The organism is Duodenibacillus massiliensis (assembly GCF_928721995.1).
GTDB lineage: Bacteria > Pseudomonadota > Gammaproteobacteria > Burkholderiales > Burkholderiaceae_F > Duodenibacillus > Duodenibacillus massiliensis.
Window position 1 is genome coordinate 2,181,710 of record NZ_OV788642.1, and the last position, 18,015, is coordinate 2,199,724.

Sequence of the window (18,015 nt, forward strand, 5' to 3'; positions counted from 1 at the left end):
CTTTTTAAGCCTTCGCCGCGGATACCCGGAGCAGGCGGCGCTGAACGCGTTTTCAGTAAGCCCGCACCGTAAAGACTCTTTCCGGCAAACCGTCCGGCGTTCCCTTTTGGGAAAGTACGGGCGCAACAGGACTAAAACAAAGGGCTGTTTTTTCGTGATCAGATGATTTTTGACGCTTTTTGATGGACATGCATCAGAAAACGGGGCTTTGCTGTTGCCGTTAAAAACGCAAGAGCCGAGGCAGTAATCACGGATCAACGGCCATTTTTTGAAACTGAGTCAGATTAACAATGGCAAAGAAAACCACAAAGACGGCAAAGACGGACGTGAGCGGCACGAACAGCGGTGAGGAAAACATCCTCAAGTGGCTCAAGGACCATCCGAGAATTGAAGTCAGCGCCGAAGCTGAAGAAACCGAAGCGCCCGCCAAGGCCACCAAAAAGCCCGCAAAAGCGAAGGTTGCCGCCAAGAAAACGACCGCCAAGACCGTGAAGGCTGAGAGCGAAACCGCTGAAAAAAAGCCCGCGAAAAAGACCGCGGCCGCAAAGAAGTCCGCCGCGAAGAAGACTGAAGCCGTAAAGGCCGAAGAAGCGGCTGAGGAAAAACCTGCAAAGACCGCGAAAAAGAAGGCTGCAAAGGCTGAGAAAGAGACGCCCGTAAAGACCGTGAAGGCGAAGGCCGGCCGTCCCAAGAAGTCCGCGAAGAAGGCTGTGGACGAGGACGAATTCGGCGTGGGCGAGGAAATCCTTGACGCCGATGACGGCGACACCGAAGGCGACAGCGACGAACTTTCCGAACTCGAAGATCTCGACAAATTCGCCGACAGCGTGGAAAAGGCCGAAGGCGGCGTGACGACCTCGTCCTCTGAGGATGATGAAGACGAGGCCGGTACCGGCAACGGCTACAGTGCGCTTGTGCGCATGGGCCGCCAGAGAGGCTGGGTGACGGTCGCTGAAATCAACGATAAGCTCCCGGACAACGCGGTCCGCAACGAAGAAGCGCTCTCCGAACTCACTGATCAGCTCGGACGCCTGGGGATTCAGGTCTTTGAAACCACCCCGAACGAAGAAGACATCATCATGAACGAGCCCGTCGGTGATGATGAAGAAATCAGTGAAGAAGATGCGGCCGCGATGCTCACCCCCGAAGAAAGCGCGGGGTTAAGTAAAGATCCGCTGCGCGCGTATCTGAGAGGCGTGGGTGCTCATAAGCTTTTAACCCGTGCGGGCGAAATTGAAGTCGCGAAGTCCATTGAACAGTACACGGGTAAGCTTCTTACCGCCGTCATTCAGCACCCGATGGCCGTTGAGGAACTGATCCGCCAGTCCGAGCAACTCAAAGATGACGCATCCGCCATTGACCAGGTGATCGACGGCTTTACCGATACGAAGGAACTTGCTGACGTCGACGAAGACGATGCAGCCGTTCAGACCGATATCGGTGCCGCGGCCATGACAAGCGAACAGCTCGAAGAGATGCGCGACCGTGCGTTAAAGCTCTTTGCTGGCTGCGCCAAGGAAATCGAAAAGATCCGCGCCAGTTTCGGTGTTCCGGGCAAGGAAGCCCAGTACGACAAGGCCCGCGCCAAGATTGCCGAAGAGCTCGCTCCGGTGCGCTTTGCCGTTAAGACCGTGATGCATCTCGCGGACGTCATCGGCGCGCACATGGATAAGGTCAACGACAGCCTGCACCGCCTGAGAAACGCGATGGTTGACCGCAGCGGCATGCCCGTGCAGCAGTTCCTCGCTGACATGAACGATCGCTGCATGGATGAGAAGTGGGTTGATGAACTTGCCGCTGCCGGCAAGCCCTACAGCGTGAAGATCGGTTTGAACCGGGAGCTGATCCTTCATCTGCAGGAAGAGCTCCGCCAGGCCGAGCAGACCGCGCTTTTGTCGCTTAAGGATCAGCGTGATCTCTCGCGTCAGATTAAGCTCGCGCAGACGAATCTCGCAAACGCCAAGGCAAAGATGATCGAAGCGAACCTTCGCCTCGTGATTTCGATTGCGAAGGGCTACGTCAACCGCGGCCTTGCGATGACCGACCTCATTCAGGAAGGTAACCTCGGGCTCATGAAGGCCGTGGATAAGTTCGAATACCGCCGCGGCTATAAGTTCTCCACGTACGCAACCTGGTGGGTGCGTCAGTCCGTGACGCGCGCCGTGGCGGATTACGGCAACACGATCCGCATCCCGGTGCATATGACGGAGTCTTACAACAAGATCCGCCGCGTGCGCCAGAAGCTTTTGCAGGAAACGGGGCGCAACCCCTCGGACGCCGAGCTTTCGCGTTTGTCTCAGGTGCCGCTTGCGAAGGTTCAGCTTCTCACGCAGGCCATGCGCGGTGTGGAATCCATCGACGCCCCGATCGGTGACGATGAAGATGCGCGCCGTATTGACTTTGTGAAGGGCGATGAGACGGATGATCCCCAGGTTCGTTTCCTTCGCACGGCGATGGAAGGCGAAATCCAGCATTGCCTGAGTGAGCTGCAGCCGCGCGAAGCGCAGGTACTGCGTCTGCGCTACGGGATCGGCACGAACCACGACCATACGCTTGAAGAAGTCGGTCAGGCGATGGGGCTTACCCGTGAACGCGTGCGTCAGATTGAAAGCGCTGCGATCCGGCGCCTGAGAAGCCCGGAATTCCAAGAACGTCTGCGCGACCATTCCAATAACTAAAACGCCCGCCGGGCAAAACCGGCGGCAGCGTTTTCGGACTCCGGTTGAGTTTTGCTTGGCCGGAGTTTTTTTCTGTCATTCTGTTAATCGATTAATAGATGGCTTTTCTTATTTATTGGCACGGCGCTTCTCAAACACTGGGACGGGGGGGGGTCTTAAAGATTGGGACAGAAGCCTAAATTTTTGATTCTTATCTACTGGGACACTGATTCTTAACCATTGGGACACAGGTACACACCCCTTAATGTCAAAATATCTTTCCAGGAGTTAAACCACACCAGGAGAGATAAATGGGGGTATCCTACAGAGCTACGAGACCGCATAGTCAAGCGTCTGCTAGCCAATGAGTCCAATACAAGGATGCTGTATCGAGGATGTAATGTTTTTTGTGTCCAGGCGATAATAGCGCTCCCGTAGGGCGCGAAAGGAATCACCGTGGCACACCGTACACCCAAAATAAACGACACCGTAAAATTTACCGACCAGCAGCAGGCCATTCTGAACGATGCCGTAGAGCAACTGATGGAAGCCGGCGGCTTAACGGCCTTAACGCAGGCTCATTTCAACGAAGCGAAGCCTCCCTTTTCAAGGCACGCACAACCGCTATGTCGCCTCTGTCGCAGTGGAGTGTTTCTGTTGGCTGCATAAGGAAGGTTGGAAAAGATCGATTGCAAGAATTCTCCGTTATAGCGACGAATTTCGTCCGATTTTAGTAGATCGTAACGGAGATTTCTTGCATATCGCAAGGACTCAGGCTCTCAAGCAAGGTTGGAATGATCTGTTGAGTTCTCAAATAGTCCAAAGATTCATGACATCCACCGGGGATATCGTATGAATTGGGCATTCCGGATATGCTGCGACAAAAGCATCCCCTGGCTTGGCAACTTCTTCCTTGGACATCTTGCATTCAATTGCGGTCATTTTCCCGTCAACAACTTCAATAAAATCCAACTCTCTCGGCCGTCTGTCTGAAGTTCTCCAAAAATAGATTCTTGCGAAATCGTTATTCAGAGTATGCAGTTTCAGGCGCTCGGTGAATACAAAATTTTCCCATAAGGCACCAGCATCGGAGCGATTCGAGATGGGCGAGAAATCCCCAATTACAGCATTGCGAATGCCATTGTCGCAGAAGTAAATCTTCTTGCTTTTTTTCAATTCATTCGACAAATTTTTGGCGTATGAAGGACAAACCTTCACGATAAAGCATTGCTCCAGGAGCGTGATGTAATCTGCAACAGTATTCTTATTGAGTCCAATCTCACGGCTGACGCTGTCATAGCTGATCAGAGAACCGACGTTATACGCCAGATACTGCACAAGCTTTTCAAACTTGTCACCGAGGCGAATTCCGCCAAGGGAAAAAATATCCTTGAACAGCATGGCACTGCAATGTTCCATCAGGTTCTCTTTTGCGCACTCTGGGTCCATGCAAATTTCAGGATACATGCCATAAACCATGTGCCAACGGATATTTTGAGCAACCTTTCCCCAACTAGAGTTATCAGCAAGTTCCTTGGTTGATAACGGCCACATCTGAAGTGCCTTAATACGTCCAAGGGCCGACTCTTTCACGCCAGAGGCCAACTCGAAGGATGATGATCCAGTTGCAAAGATCATTACTGGATTCTCCAGCGTGGCGTTTATGTCTACCAGTCGCTTGAGAAGCAGGCCAATATCGGGTACTCGTTGTGCTTCGTCAATAACTAGTGCCTTTCCTTGAAGCAAAACATTCCGCAAGTCATCCGTGGAAGGAATGTTCAATGCTTGGATGTCGGTCAGGCTGTCACCCGTATACCATGTCGCAGAAAGAGAAACATCTGCTTGTTGCAGAAGCGTCGTTTTCCCAACACGGCGCGGACCAAAAATTACCATGGCCTTGGGCGGCTTGTGTTTCAAAATAGATGCTAGTAAGGCACGTTTGAGAAGAGTCATTGCAAGAATTCTCCGTTATAACGACGATTTCCGGCCGATTACAGACTATTATAACGGAGATTTCTTGCAACGCATCAAGGCTGTTGGCAGAATCTGTTGTCTGCCGGTCCTTCAAAAATAGCTTGATCAAGGAGATGGCCTTCAGGCCTTCCGTTCGACATCGAGAAGCCATTTCCAGGCGGGTATAACAGTTATGTCACCCATGTCGCAGCGGAGTGTTTTCTCTTCATCGGAAGTAATGATGATCCGGCGCTTCAGTTCGACCTCTTTTTCCATTTTGTCGAAGGCCCCAATTTCCCGGGCAATGGTGTCGGGATCAGTTCCCAGTCTGACGCAAACCTGAATGCCGATTTTCTCTTCCGGAATGTAGAAGTCGACCTCTATGTCCCGTTTGTAGAAAAAAACGGCTTCCTCGCGGCCGTACCGGCGCAGCAGTTCGATCGCAACAAGGTTTTCCAGCTGGTCAGACAGGTTGTCCTGTTTGAGAAGCTCGATGAGTCCGGTATCAACGAAATAGAACTTCGGATTGGACTCTCGGTCTGAGAGTTTCCCAACAATGTTATCAAGGCGAAGAATCAGACACGCCTGCTGAGCGAAATTAAGGTAGCTGATGCAGCTGTTTTTGGCCAGCGAAACGCCGACGGCTGTGACGATGCGCGTTAGCCTGGTGTACGACACGGGCTGGCCGACGGATTCGGCTATTTTCTTCAGAAGCACTCGTAGCGCGTAAAGGTTCTCGACTTTGTTGCGGACTGCAATGTCGCCGATATAGACCTTCTGCAAAATACTGTTGAGGTACTCTCTTGGATTCTGGAACTCTGCACATTCAGGAAATCCTCCAAAGCGCAGGTATTGTGAGAAACCGTTCTTTATCAAAGCCGTGCCGGCTGTTGAGAGACGGGAAGCCAGGTCCGAAGGAATGTTCTTGAATCCTAGAAATTCTCTGAAACTCAACGGAAAAACATTGATCGACATAAACCGTCCGCCCAGAACAGCGGCAACGTCTGTGCTGAGCATCTTGGCATTCGAGCCGGTGATGTAGATTTCCAAGCCTGTATCCGCCATGCGTCTCGCAAAACGCTCCCAGCCGTCGATGATTTGTATTTCATCGAGAAAGAGGATGGGATAGTCCTTCTTTCCGGAAATTTGCGTATGGCAGGACAAAATGCTGTTGAAGTCGCTGACGTCGAATCCCAGAAGCCGTTCATCCTCGAAATTGAGGTACAGCATGTCGTCCCAGCTCTTCCCGTTTACGAGAAGGGACTGGATCTTTTGATAGAGGAGATATGACTTGCCGGATCGGCGAACGCCGACCAGCACGTAGCGAGGAAAGGTGCCGATCTCGGTTTCTCTGGGAAAGACCTTTTTCGACGCCACAAGCTCTCGGTTGTCAAGCATCACCTGAATCAGTGTTTCAGAGGCAATCATTTCGGCACCCGTTCAATATGATGAACAATATTATATCTCGAATGTTTAGCTAAATGAACAAAGATACATTTTACTGTTCAATATGTTGAACATTTATCCTGAGTTCCATGTTGATTGTTAGTTCTACGGGCACTCCTTCCTTTGGGAATTCATTGATTTACTATGGATCCCCTTGCATTGCAAGGGGTATTTTTGAGGCTTCGTGGAGACCTGTGGGTAGCAGGTGTCCCCTTTTTAAGAGGCTTCATGGAGGCCTATGGGTAGACGTGAAGGCATCGGCGCCAACTGCGCGAAATGAATGTTCCTGAGGGCTCGCTTTGTTGTTCAAACATTCTTGCAACAGCGCCCGCGATTCTTGCGAACCACGGGCGCAGAGTTATCGCCTAAGACAAAGCTAAACGATCAAGAGAATCAGTTCAGAGACTCAGTGTCATAACGCTTTTCAGAGTCATTGGATTGGAGGCCACCTTCGAAAATCAGTTCGACCCGGCGATTCATCCTGCGACCGTCATCGGTCTTGTTGGTGTACTTGAAGGACTTGCCCATGCCGCGCGCTGTCAATCGATCGGCGTCAATGCCATGTTCAATGAAGTATTGACGAACGGCATTGGCACGACGCTGGGACAAACCGGCGTTGTACTTGTTGCTGCCGACCCAGTCGGTCCAGCCTCGGATTTCAATCTTTTCAGACTTGTCTCGCGAATTGATGACCACGAGCGCCTTGTCCAGAATGCGGCGGCTTTCTTCAGGAAGGTTCGACTTGTCGAACGCAAAGTTGATGCTCTGAATTTCAATCACACCGTTCTTCTGACATTCACGATAGAAGACCTCTTCAACAAAGCTCTTCCACAAGGTGTCATCCGTCATCAAGGCTTCCAGGTCGTCGACGCGGCCGCAGGTGGAAACCGAAGCAAGCTCATCAATGGCCTTTCGCTCCTTTTCCGTATAAGCGGCAGATACGATATGGATGCAGGATTTCGGATTGGCTGCATAGAAGGCCTTCAACGTTGCCACCGGATCCAAATGCTTCTGATCGGGATCAACCTCAAAGTTGCCGTCAGTAACGAGAACAGTTGCCTGTGACTTGGAAAGCTGTTCAGAGAAGCTCTCAAAGGCGCGGTTCCCCATCCACGTTGAGCGACCGAACACCTCCAGACGAACGCCAAACTTCTTTTGAAGATCGGCCTTGAACTCTTCAGAATTGCGCTCCTTCATCGGCACCAGCAGAGTAAAGGGCGCCACTGTCAGAACCGACGACTGCATCCCGGCCTTCTCAATCGCATAGGTGCCGGCCTTCTCGATGAAGCGGTGCGTCAGTTCATGACGAGTCAGCTTGTCAATCTCTTCATTCGCCGGAGGCACAAGACGGATTTTCGGGAGCGATTCACCACGCTCGCGAGCTTCTTCGATCTCCTTCTGCGCCTGAGACTTCATGTGCCCGACAGTCTGCATCATGGATCCGGAGACATCGGCCACAAAGGCAAACGTCTCAGCCGTCCGTCCGCAATCTTCGAGGGACATTTCCGACGCCAAAATGTTGGCGGACATGCCTGCAATGGCAATCATCGCCAATGCCTGTTTTCTACAGCTCATTTTCATTCCTATTCATTGGGTCTGCCGCTCCTTCCGTCATCCTCGACAGGAAGGAGCAGTCTTGATTGTTTGAACAGCCGTCCCGAAACGATCGGGACGGCCCGAAGACTCATCAGAACAGTAGCTTGCCGCCGATGCTGATGTCGTAGTCCTTCGTATAGCGATCGCCTTCTTCACGACTTGCCTGCGCATAGAGACGGAAGTTGTCAGTCACCTGCCAGTCACAATTGACGCCGTAATAGAAGCGCGTGCCATCAATGTCGCCGGCATGCACGCTGGCCTTGGCGCCATCGACACCCGTATAGGAAATCGTTTGATCGCCGCCGAGGAATTCATGCTTGACGCCGCCCAACAGGGCGACCTGGAAGTAACGGCGATCCAGATCGTCAACCGTTCCATAGTTGAACTTCTTGCCGAGAACGAAGCCGGCACGGCCGGTCAGGAAGTCCGCATTCCCCTGATCGACCTTGAGCCCCGTGGAAGTCGTGTAGTCGGCACCCTTGGCGAGGAAGTAGCTCAGTTGCAGCTGCGGCTCGAGGAACCAGTGGTTTAACCACAGGCGGTCATCAACGCCACCGTCGAACGAGAACATGTGGCCCACTTCAACGCTGGCGCCGAAGCCCCAGGTGCCGTAGTCGGCCTTGGACTTGTCCATGCCCGTGTTGTCGAAGCCTTCGAGTTCCTGTTCATAGCGACCGGCCTGAAGAACGAAGTCGGCATAGGAACCCTTGTCGTGCATCCACGTCGCATAGAGCTTTCCGGAGTATTCCTGAAGCGTACCCGTCGTATAACCGGAACCAAGCCCCTTCTGATCGGCATCGCTGTAGCGGAACGCACCGCCGAGTAGCCAGGCGCTGTCTTCGTCGGCGTGGACTAGACGGTCAACACCGATGTTCAAGCCGTAGATTTCCTGCTTGAAGCCTGCGGTCCCGCTGGCCTTGACGGAATCCTTCTTGCCAAAGACCGAAACCCAGCCGCCGTCCTGTGTCCCATAACGGACTTCGCCAGTACGCTTGCGAAGATCTTCCATGTCAGCCTGATACGCTTCAGCCTGACCGCTGGAGGTACCGATTGTGATGTTGTCATTCACTTCAGGCGGAAGCGGCGGCGTCACGGGAGGCGTCGGCGGGTTGGGATTCGGGGTGGGATCTGGACTGGGAACCGGATCAGGCAGGGAATGTTCGGCCTTCACAAGGTACCATTTGCCTGGGCCATTACCGTTCGTTTGAGTGCTGATCTGTTGACGACCATCGTCCGTATCAAGCAACGTTTCTTCTCCAGTCTTGACGAAGCCAAGACTCCAGACGCTCACCATGCCGCGTCCGCTGTAGGTGTTGCTGCCGTCACGGTTTGTGATGGTCATATTCGAGCCTTCGCCCTGGCTGATCAACCAATTTATACTATGCAGCTTTTCAGGCACCAATTCACTACCATCTATATTAATATCTACAATATGACTCCCCGTAGCGTCAGCTGCGATAATAAATTGATCCGTAAAGACATTTGGCATATCTTCTTTTCCAAGATCAATTTTCATTTTTAGTGTATTGTTATTCCCGGCCCATATTCTCGTCCTTAATGAACGATAAACTTCACTAGAGCCAGAGTCCAAAGCGGACACTATAGGCTTCCAACTAGAGAAATCTAGAGTTGAATTCGTCATTTTCAGATAAGAGAGTTCAGAACTATCAGAAAGTTTCCAAACAGATGCTTTATCAAAGACCATATTGATAGCACCTGTATTATCGCCTAACTTTGCCGCTCCTATCACTTGAGAGTTCATGCCTGCAGTAATATCGATTATCCCATTATTGTCGGCCTTTAACTCACCTTTCATAGTAAGTCTATCTGCCTTAACTTTAACCTGAGAATCAGTACCTGTCGCATATATTGACAGGGTCGTGGGATCGTTATCCACGCTAATCGAAAAGTCATTTTTATAGTTCAAATCAATTACGGACCCACTATAAGCTCCAATCAGACCATTATGGCTTCCAGTGTCAGCGACAGCCTTTAATGAACTCCCATTTTCGAAAACACTTTTTCCAACAATAGTTAACTTCGACGCCTTAACTGTTGCACTTGAGTTATCATCAACAAAAAAAGCCAAGTTCGAAGATTTACTTGCTAGCACATCTGCAGAATTCGCAGTAACATTTAAACGACTATTATTTTCTACCCTAGAGGAAATATAATCGCCAAATAAAACAGCAGTGTTGCCTGAGTTAATATCTAATGTGCTTCGATCGCGTAGATATGTAGCAACACTTTCACCCTCAATAAAAACAGAATTTTTTGATGTAATGACAGCTCCATTGGCAACAGTTACGTCTGGCGCAAGTGAAACATGATAACCGTAAAGGTAAATCCCGTTATTCTTACCACTTACGCTAATATCGTTTGCTGTAAGATAAATTCTTGATGAACCAAAAGTTTGTATGCCGTTTGTAAAGCCAGCGATATTTAAGTTAGATTCAGCTGTGAGATTTACACTTAGATTAGACTGTGCGCCATCATCATAAGCTAACAGATATAGGCCGGACTTTCTTTTTGCCTGCTCACTATCTACGGTAGAAATTTGAATATTTTTAGCATCAATACTAATGTTCGTATCACTTCCACTATGGTCATTTTCAATAGCAATGCCCGTACCGCCAGCCGAAGAAATAAAATCACCAGTTAGTTTGATATTAGCTTTCGCGTTGTCAAATAACTTTAAATTAGTTTCGGAGCCATTACTAGCATACATATTATGAGCATCAACGTTGAATTTCGCCCCTTTGTCAAGATAAATGATTGTCTCTGAATTAGAACTATCCCACTCGTTGGAACCAAATTGGACTGTAGAATTTTTACCCTGAAAAGTTGCCGTGCTATTTCTATCAACATTTAGTGCTAAATCTTTGCCTATAAGAGTTAAATCCTTCCCGTCACCAAGATAAACAGTAAAATCAACTCCGCTATTCAAGTAAATTGCGCTCCCTGTTCCAGTGCTACTCGCGTCAATTTTAGCGCCACCATAAAAATAAAATTTTTGAATAGGCGAGTTCTCATCAGCTCCTCCACAACCTGGACAATCAGGAAAACGCTGTATTTCTTCATCCCATGTGAGAAAATCATTATAGACTTTATTTTGCCACGGTCTTTCATGAATATCCGCAAACGCAGGATACGTCAAAGACATCAAAAACAATACAATTGCCGTTTTCTCTATTTTTTTATAATACGTAGGAATTATCATAATTTAATTCAGCGAAGTAATATAAGATTAATTCTCTTTTCCAATATCGACGTTATACCGCTTATCCGAATCAGTTGATTATTCATGCCACGGTTCATCCAGAGGACGTCATTGGTCTTGTTGGTGTACTTGAAGGACTTGCCCATGCCGCGTGCCAGCAACAGGTAGTCATCAGCCATGCCGCAGCTTGCTCTACTCTTCGGTGAGTGCTTTGCCAACGCGATGGAATGATGCAAGGTATGATGGAACCCTCCGCGTGGCGCTTGGCGTATTTTTGGCGACGGCAGAGGGTCTCCCTCAGCCTCTGGTCAGTGATTTTTAACCCCCTATACACGAAGGACAGTCGTGATTGGCTACCCCCTTGAAAACCACCTTGGACACAAAAATCTACACACACCCATAGACCGGTCAAATTTAAAGCGCCGTTAATTTCTATTTTGCCTTGACTGTAGGTCGAGTCAGGACTACCGAACCCGTAGTTAGCGCCGTTTAACATCCCATACACATTGCTTCGACCTTTGAGATTCATCGTAACGTCGTCGTTCGCAATCAAGGATATTTGATAGTTGTTCGAGCCACTACCTTGGTCAACAATTCTCATGCCAATGATGGCGTTGCCGTCTGCTTTGATATCGGTTTTCCCGTTCAGGATTACAGACTGACTGTGATTTGGGTTGGCGCTGTTCTTGAGAGGCCTGATGGCATCAATGTCTGATGCAGACGTAATGTTGATGTTAACGTCGGAATATTCGCCAGGATCAACAAGTTCGCGGGTGATGTCAATAGCATAGGTAGAACAGCTGAAAACACTAAGAATGAGTGCGGCGAGTCTGTTCAGCCGAAAGTGTTTGTGAGCTGATACCTTGTATGTGTTGCGTAGGTGAGTGGCGGGGGGGGGTACATATAAGCTACTATCCTTGCATATCCTTTATAGCACTGGCATATTAAGTCAAGTCGAATTTTTCATTGATACCTTATTGAACAACAATCCAAAGCACGCATACTGCTATGGAATCTATTAGTCTTAAAGTGGAAAATCGACGGATGACGTGACGGACAAAAACTGCTGAAATCAGCTAGTTCTGTCGTGAACACAACAGATATCTGCGTAGGCGACCGATGTATAAAGGCGATAGTTTTTTTTGGGGAACTGAAGTTTAGAGAGCATACAACCGTTGAAAAAATCAATTTGTAACCAGTCATTTCAACTCTGCTCTTTGGCTTGATTTCGTGAGAGCAGACCCTAGCCTGAATTTTGCACCAGCTTGATTTTTCAGAAAGGCAGGCTGGTGCAAGATCAGAAATCGAGAAAATTCTGGGGGCATCATGGCAAAAATTCACGCGGGGCTCGATTTTGGGTGCATTGCCCCCAACCCCCGATGGCACGCTCTGTGAGTCGGGGACGCTCAGGCGTCAGAGTATCGGTATCTTGAAAAGCGCTCCCAGCTCGCGGGCTCCCGGCAAAACAGAGGGCAGCGTCAGTCGGACGGTATTCATCGTTGAGCTCCATTTAGCAGTCACCAGGATGACAGTGGCTCTGAGCCGGGCAATGGAAACGCGTACAGCTTTTTTCGCGCTTTCCTTCACAACACCAAAGAGATAGTGCCGGGCCAACTTGAGCACCAGCAATGTCACCATGCCCAATATCATGCGGTAGCCGTTGGTGCAGAAGCGCGTTGAACTTGCTCTGCCGCCAAAGCAATCCGTTTTAAATTCTGCGGTATTGAGTTCGCAGTCAGCCGCCCGACCGCAGTAAAGGTCTTCATACAGCTTGGCAGCGCCGTACTCGGAATACTTTCCGTACCAGCCGTCTTCCCCCTTTTTGACATGTTTGATGTTGGTCTGAATCAGGCGCAGATCCATTTGGTTGGTACGAGCGTCATGCTGTCGTCGGGCGATGAGCCGACGTTCCTGCTTCCAGGACTTAGCTTTGTAATTAACGAGTTCACCGATGGTGCGGTGAGCCATGCCGGTCGTGGTGAGTACCGGAGTCTTCCTGGCCCCGGCCCTGGGAAAGATGCGATGCTTTCGGTTGGCCCGAAGCAGTGCGTCCCAAAAACAGCAGTTGAGGCGATCAAGATCGTGTCGGGTTATTGAGTTTTCAAATCTGCAGAGGGTTGAGCTGCCTGCAGCATCATTAACCCCGAGTGCGGAAAGAAAGTCTTCGTCTTCTGTGATGACGTCGTGGTCAGCCAAATCCTCAAATCCGCAGATATGTGCGAAAACACGCTGCCGAAACATGGCTCCGGCGGAATACAGACTGCGGTCTTTCGGCTTGTGTGTCTGCTCCAACGCCTGCTCAAAGGGGGCCAAAAACTGAATCCGGGAGACCATATCGGCGACGGGCAGCAAGCCCGTCATCATGGTGGCGACAAACCGCCCGTTGGTGATCTGCACGCTGCGGCCGAACCCATCAGTTGTTGCTGTTCGAGTAAAATGCACGGAAAGGTCTTTTGTTTTGTTTTTTGTGGTAGAAAAATATTAACAAAAAGACCTTTTTCTTTATTAAAATCAAAATTTAAGTCATGGAAAGGGCGCTGTTTTTTCAGCGCTCATGCAAAATTCAGGCTAGCGGGGCATGCGCCGGCAGCGGATTAAGCTTTCAGTGCCTGACGGCTTCTGTCATTTTTCTCAGATACCGGGTTAAGTAGGTGGGGTTCATCGAGGTAAGACCGGTAAAAAATCGCTCGTAAGAGAAGAGTGCAGTGCTGGAGAGCCCGTGACTGCACGAAAAATATTTCGTGCGCACGGGCTTTTTTGCGCGTGATTTTTATACAATTTTTAGACGTGTTCAGCACTGTGCCGGAACACAAAAATCCCATTTCCCCACCATGCTTTTTCGGAATTGACGTTTGTATGGATCACTCGCTGCCTCTGATCTCGACGCTTGCGATTGCGTTCGGACTGGCTATCGGTTTCGGTTACATTGCAGAGCGCTGCCGCTTTCCGGCGCTCGTAGGCTACCTCGTTGCGGGCATCATGGCCGGAAAACACACCTGGGGGCCGGTGGCGGACATGAATGTTGCCTCGCAATTGATGGAAGTGGGCGTCATGCTCCTGATGTTCGGAGTGGGGCTGCACTTTTCCGTCACAGACCTTTTGCGCGTTAAAAAACTCGCCGTTCCCGGGGCTCTCCTTCAGATGGCCTCCGCTACGGTTCTCGGGGCCTGGATGGCGCACGAATTCTGGCAGTGGCCCATATCATCGGCCGTGGTTTTCGGCCTGTGCCTTTCCTGCGCTTCAACCGTAGTGCTTTTAAAGGCTCTGGAAATGGAGGGGACGTTAAACACCGTTGACGGCCGAATTTCCGTCGGGTGGCTCGTTGTCGAAGACATCATCTGCGTTTTAATTCTCGTGCTGCTGCCCGCCGCCGCGGGCCTTGTCGCGGGCAGCGAAAAGGCGGTTTCCTGGCTTGACGTTGCCTGGGTGATCGTCAAAACGTTTGCGCAGGTCGCAGCCTTTGTGGCGGTGATGATGATCGTGGGCCGGCGCTTTATTCCGTGGGCACTCATGAAGATTGCCAAAACCGGGTCGCGCGAACTTTTTACGCTCTCGCTGCTGGCCGCCGCAATCGGCATAGCCTACGGGGCGTCTCTGGTTTTTCACGTGAGTTTTGCGCTCGGCGCCTTTTTTGCCGGCATGGTGATGCGCGAAAGCCGTTTTGCGCACCGAGCGGCCGTGGAGTCGCTCCCCCTGCAGGACGCGTTTTCCGTGCTCTTTTTCGTGGGCGTCGGGATGATGCTCGACTGGCGCGTGCTCGTCAACGACCCCTTGGGCGTGCTCACGGTTCTCGCGATCATTCTGTTCGGTAAGTCGGTCGCGGTATTTCTTCTCGTGCACTTTATGGGCTACCCCCTGCACACGACGCTATCAGTCGGGGCAGCACTGGCGCAGATCGGGGAATTCAGCTTTATTCTCGCAAGCCAGGCGATCGCGTTAAAGCTTATGGATCCTTCCGTGATGAGCCTGCTCGTGGCAGCCTCCATTTTGTCGATTGCGCTTAACCCCGCGGTCTTTGCTTCCACCAAGTGGGGCCGGAGGTTTCTCATCCGGCACTTTGCGTGGGCGAGGCGCGCCGCGATGGTCGTTGACAAACTCTCGGTACTGCCGCAGGAAACCCCGAGGCGGTTGCTTGCGGGCCAGGTGATTCTCGTGGGCGAAGGGATGGTTTCAGGGGTTCTTGAAAAGAAACTGTCGGAAAAGAACATTCCGGTCGTGTGCGTTGTGGCAACGCCTGAAGCGGCCGAGCGCTTAAGAGAAGCTAAAAGGGCCGTGATTCAGGGCGATCCCGCAGACCCCATGGTGCTCGTGCAGGCGCATATTGCTTCGGCACGACTTTTGGTTCTCGCGGCAGGCGACCCCTTGTCGGTCACAAAAATCATTGAAAATGCCAAAGCCCTGAATCCCGACATCGAAGTGATGGTGCGTGCCCGGAACAATGACGAAGCCTTGCAGCTTGAAAAGACCGGCATCACCGGGGTCTTTAACGATAAGGAAGCGGCGGCCGAAAGACTTGCGGGTGCGATCTACGCGCACTACGCGCCCAAAACCGAAGACGAGTGAGCCGCAGCGAATCGTCCGGGCAACACGCGCCCGTAAAAAACCGGTAACAAGCCGCGAAAAACCGCGGTTTTTATTCCTTTGTGTGCTAGCCTGATCTGCATCGAACCACACAAAGGAGTGTGAGTATGCAGATTTCTGCCGGACTTTGCTGGCTCGTTGCCGCGCTCATTCTGGGCGGGATCGACATGGTGGCAGGCACGTTTTACCTTTTGATGATCGGCCTGGGGTGCCTTGCCGGGGCCGTTGTCTACTGGGCGGATTTAAGTCTTGCCTGGCAGTGCGCTGCCGCATCGGTGTGCGCCGTGGCAGGGTGCCTTATGGTGTTTGGCTTTAAGGCAAAGCACCCGGAAAAAGATGACGCCGTGAGCCACCCCGATGCCGGTCATATCGTCACCGTCACAAAGGTTTCTGCCGACGGCACGGCCGAAGTCATGTACCGGGGTGCGTCCTGGCGCGCAAAAACCGCGGACGGCAGCCCGCTCACCGCGGGCTCTGCGCGCATCGTGCGTGTGGACGGTGCCGCACTTGTTGTTGAACCGATTGCCTAAACGAGAGTTTTTAAATGATCATCAGCGAATTTCTGATTTTTGCCGTGGTGCTTACGGCGATTGCCGTCATTTTCGTGACGCAGTGCATTAAGGTCGTGCCGCAGCAAAACGCCTGGGTGGTGGAGCGTCTGGGAAAATTTCATGCCGTGTTAAACCCGGGGCTCAATATCATCATCCCCTTTATTGACCGCGTGGCCTATAAGCACAGCCTCAAGGAAGTGCCCCTGGACACCCCGAGCCAGGTCTGTATCACCAAAGACAACACGCAGCTCACTGTCGACGGTGTGCTCTTTTTCCAGGTCACAGACCCTCAGAGGGCAAGTTACGGGACGAGTAACTACATCATTGCTATTACGCAGCTCGCACAGACCACGTTGCGCAGCGTCGTGGGCCGCATGGAACTCGATAAGACCTTTGAAGAGCGTGACCTCATCAATAAGTCCGTGGTGACCGCGATTGACGAAGCGGCGCTTAATTGGGGTGTCAAAGTCCTGCGTTATGAAATTAAGGATTTGACGCCCCCGGCGGTGATTCTGCAGGCCATGCAGCAGCAGATTACGGCAGAGCGCGAAAAGCGCGCGGTGGTTGCTGCCTCTGAAGGCCGCAAACTCGAGCAGATCAATATCGCAACCGGTGAAAAGGAAGCGGCGATTGCGAAGTCTGAGGGTGAAAAGCAGGCGCAGATCAATAAGGCAGAAGGTGAGGCGGCGGCAACGCTTGCGATAGCCACGGCGACCGCCGAAGCCTTAAAGCGCGTTGCAGAAGCCACAAACGCCCCGGGCGGCATGAACGCCGTGAACCTGCAGATTGCCGAAAAGTACGTCGAAGCCTTCTCCGGCATTGCCCAAAAAGGCAACACCCTTGTTGTGCCCGCCAATATGGGCGATATGGCAACGCTCATTACGGGGGCTCTCAAAATTGTTCAAGGCTCGAAGTCGCCTGCTTCGCAAGCCGCTAAAATCGCGAAATAACAAATTTTTACGGGCAAAAGTGTCATGGGTGAAGCAAACCAGACCGCAGGAGCGGTTCAGGATCTCGCAGACGAACGCGTTGTTTATGCGCTGGTGTTTTCCTGTGTGGAACACCACGTGGAGCAGTTGGATGCCCTGATGCAGGAAAAGGTGACGGCCCAGGACTGCGCCAAGGCCGACTCTGAACTCGCCGGCAACCTCACGGGGATTCTCTGCGGCGCGCTGCCGGAGCACTTTAAGCCCGTGCCCGGGTGGAGTGACGGGGGACTCGGGAAGTTTCTCCGCACACACTTTGCCGATGAGATCGCGGCGCTTGATCCCGAGCACCGCGCGATTTTTGAAAAGGACGATGAGGCCTGCGTCTTTTTTGCCGTACTGCAGCTGCAAAAAGCCGTTTCCGAACTCATTGCCCGGGAAAACGAGGCGTCTGTGGAAGACGCTGAAATGAGCGGACGGCGCGTGCATGATTTCTGCAGCGACTGGGCCAAACTCTTTACCCCGTCGATCGCGTCGGTGTAGGAGGTAAGCCATGTCCTGTCCTTCAAGACGGTGCTCTCCGGGGTGCGGCTGCCATGACTTTTCAAGCCGCGCGGCGCAATTGCCGAGCCTTGTTTCCATTGAAGTCGTGGGTGACCTTCTTTTTCAGGCGGTTCGCAACACCGTGCGGCGCGCGGTTTCGGCGGCCGCGGGCGACATGAGTCCCCAGGAAATCGATGAGGCGGACAACCGCCTCGTGGACTGGCTCGGCACCACGTTTTCGGGCGGAAACCCCCATTACGCTTCGGGCGAAGACTGGAATCCGCGGGGCCTTGCGGTCTTTCTGCGGGACATGATTTCCGATGAGCTCAGAGAAACCGCCGGGGCGGTGCCCGAAGACAACGAAGAAGTCGTTTTTGCGGCGGCCGCGGTGTTTCTGGCCGACCTCTACCGGATTTTGAACGACCTCTCCCGGTCCGGGGTCAACATGGACGGTGTCGAAAACTCTCCGCAGGCTGCGCGCCTCATCAACTTCTGGGCGAGGCTTCTTACCGGGGCGCCCGCCGAAGTGTTGCTGCATTAAT

General features: G+C 51.8%; 13 protein-coding genes. 7 read left to right on the top strand and 6 right to left on the bottom strand.

Annotated features, from left to right (window positions below; all coding sequences use genetic code 11):
* The first annotated feature begins 290 nt into the window (after nt 1-290).
* Nucleotides 291-2,678 carry a sigma-70 family RNA polymerase sigma factor gene (locus NXF97_RS10035; protein ID WP_084765637.1) on the top strand — a complete coding sequence of 796 codons (2,388 nt, stop codon included), beginning with the start codon at nt 291-293 and terminating at the stop codon, nt 2,676-2,678.
* Between the two features lie 435 nt (nt 2,679-3,113).
* Nucleotides 3,114-3,326 (top strand): hypothetical protein, encoded by a 213-nt coding sequence (locus tag NXF97_RS10040; protein ID WP_274955881.1) that lies wholly within the window; start codon nt 3,114-3,116, stop codon nt 3,324-3,326.
* Between the two features lie 141 nt (nt 3,327-3,467).
* On the opposite strand, the gene NXF97_RS10045 is transcribed toward NXF97_RS10040, so the two are convergent.
* From NXF97_RS10045 to NXF97_RS10070, 6 genes are all read right to left on the bottom strand, one after another.
* Nucleotides 3,468-4,610, bottom strand: coding sequence for an ATP-binding protein (locus NXF97_RS10045; RefSeq protein ID WP_274955882.1), 1,143 nt, complete (start codon nt 4,608-4,610; stop codon nt 3,468-3,470).
* Between the two features lie 141 nt (nt 4,611-4,751).
* Nucleotides 4,752-6,038, bottom strand: coding sequence for an ATP-binding protein (locus tag NXF97_RS10050; protein WP_274955883.1), 1,287 nt, complete (start codon nt 6,036-6,038; stop codon nt 4,752-4,754).
* Nucleotides 6,039-6,449: 411 nt separating this feature from the next.
* Nucleotides 6,450-7,604, bottom strand: a complete 1,155-nt coding sequence (locus NXF97_RS10055) for an OmpA family protein (RefSeq protein ID WP_274955884.1) — start codon at nt 7,602-7,604, stop codon at nt 6,450-6,452.
* 139 nt (nt 7,605-7,743) lie between these two features.
* On the bottom strand, nt 7,744-10,872 hold the full coding sequence (locus NXF97_RS10060) for an autotransporter outer membrane beta-barrel domain-containing protein (RefSeq protein ID WP_274955885.1): 3,129 nt from the start codon (nt 10,870-10,872) through the stop codon (nt 7,744-7,746).
* An 8-nt stretch (nt 10,873-10,880) separates the two neighbouring features.
* The gene (locus NXF97_RS10065; RefSeq protein WP_274955886.1) at nt 10,881-11,051 is read right to left on the bottom strand and encodes a hypothetical protein; all 171 of its coding nucleotides are present in this window, start codon (nt 11,049-11,051) and stop codon (nt 10,881-10,883) included.
* A 1,234-nt stretch (nt 11,052-12,285) separates the two neighbouring features.
* Entirely contained in the window at nt 12,286-13,269 is a 984-nt protein-coding gene (locus NXF97_RS10070) for a transposase (RefSeq protein ID WP_274955887.1), read from the bottom strand.
* A 459-nt stretch (nt 13,270-13,728) separates the two neighbouring features.
* Between NXF97_RS10070 and NXF97_RS10075 the strand changes: the two genes are divergently transcribed.
* From NXF97_RS10075 to NXF97_RS10095, 5 genes are all read left to right on the top strand, one after another.
* Entirely contained in the window at nt 13,729-15,435 is a 1,707-nt protein-coding gene (locus tag NXF97_RS10075) for a cation:proton antiporter (protein WP_274955888.1), read from the top strand.
* A gap of 125 nt (nt 15,436-15,560) precedes the next feature.
* A complete protein-coding gene (locus tag NXF97_RS10080) occupies nt 15,561-15,983 on the top strand; it encodes an NfeD family protein (protein ID WP_022373152.1) in 423 nt (140 codons plus the stop codon).
* Nucleotides 15,984-15,997: 14 nt separating this feature from the next.
* A complete protein-coding gene (locus NXF97_RS10085; RefSeq protein WP_274955889.1) occupies nt 15,998-16,954 on the top strand; it encodes an SPFH domain-containing protein in 957 nt (318 codons plus the stop codon).
* Nucleotides 16,955-16,978: 24 nt separating this feature from the next.
* Complete coding sequence (locus NXF97_RS10090) at nt 16,979-17,473, top strand: hypothetical protein (RefSeq protein WP_074008980.1); 495 nt, start codon at nt 16,979-16,981, stop codon at nt 17,471-17,473.
* 10 nt (nt 17,474-17,483) lie between these two features.
* Nucleotides 17,484-18,014, top strand: a complete 531-nt coding sequence (locus NXF97_RS10095; RefSeq protein ID WP_274955890.1) for a hypothetical protein — start codon at nt 17,484-17,486, stop codon at nt 18,012-18,014.
* Nucleotide 18,015: the final 1 nt, after the last annotated feature.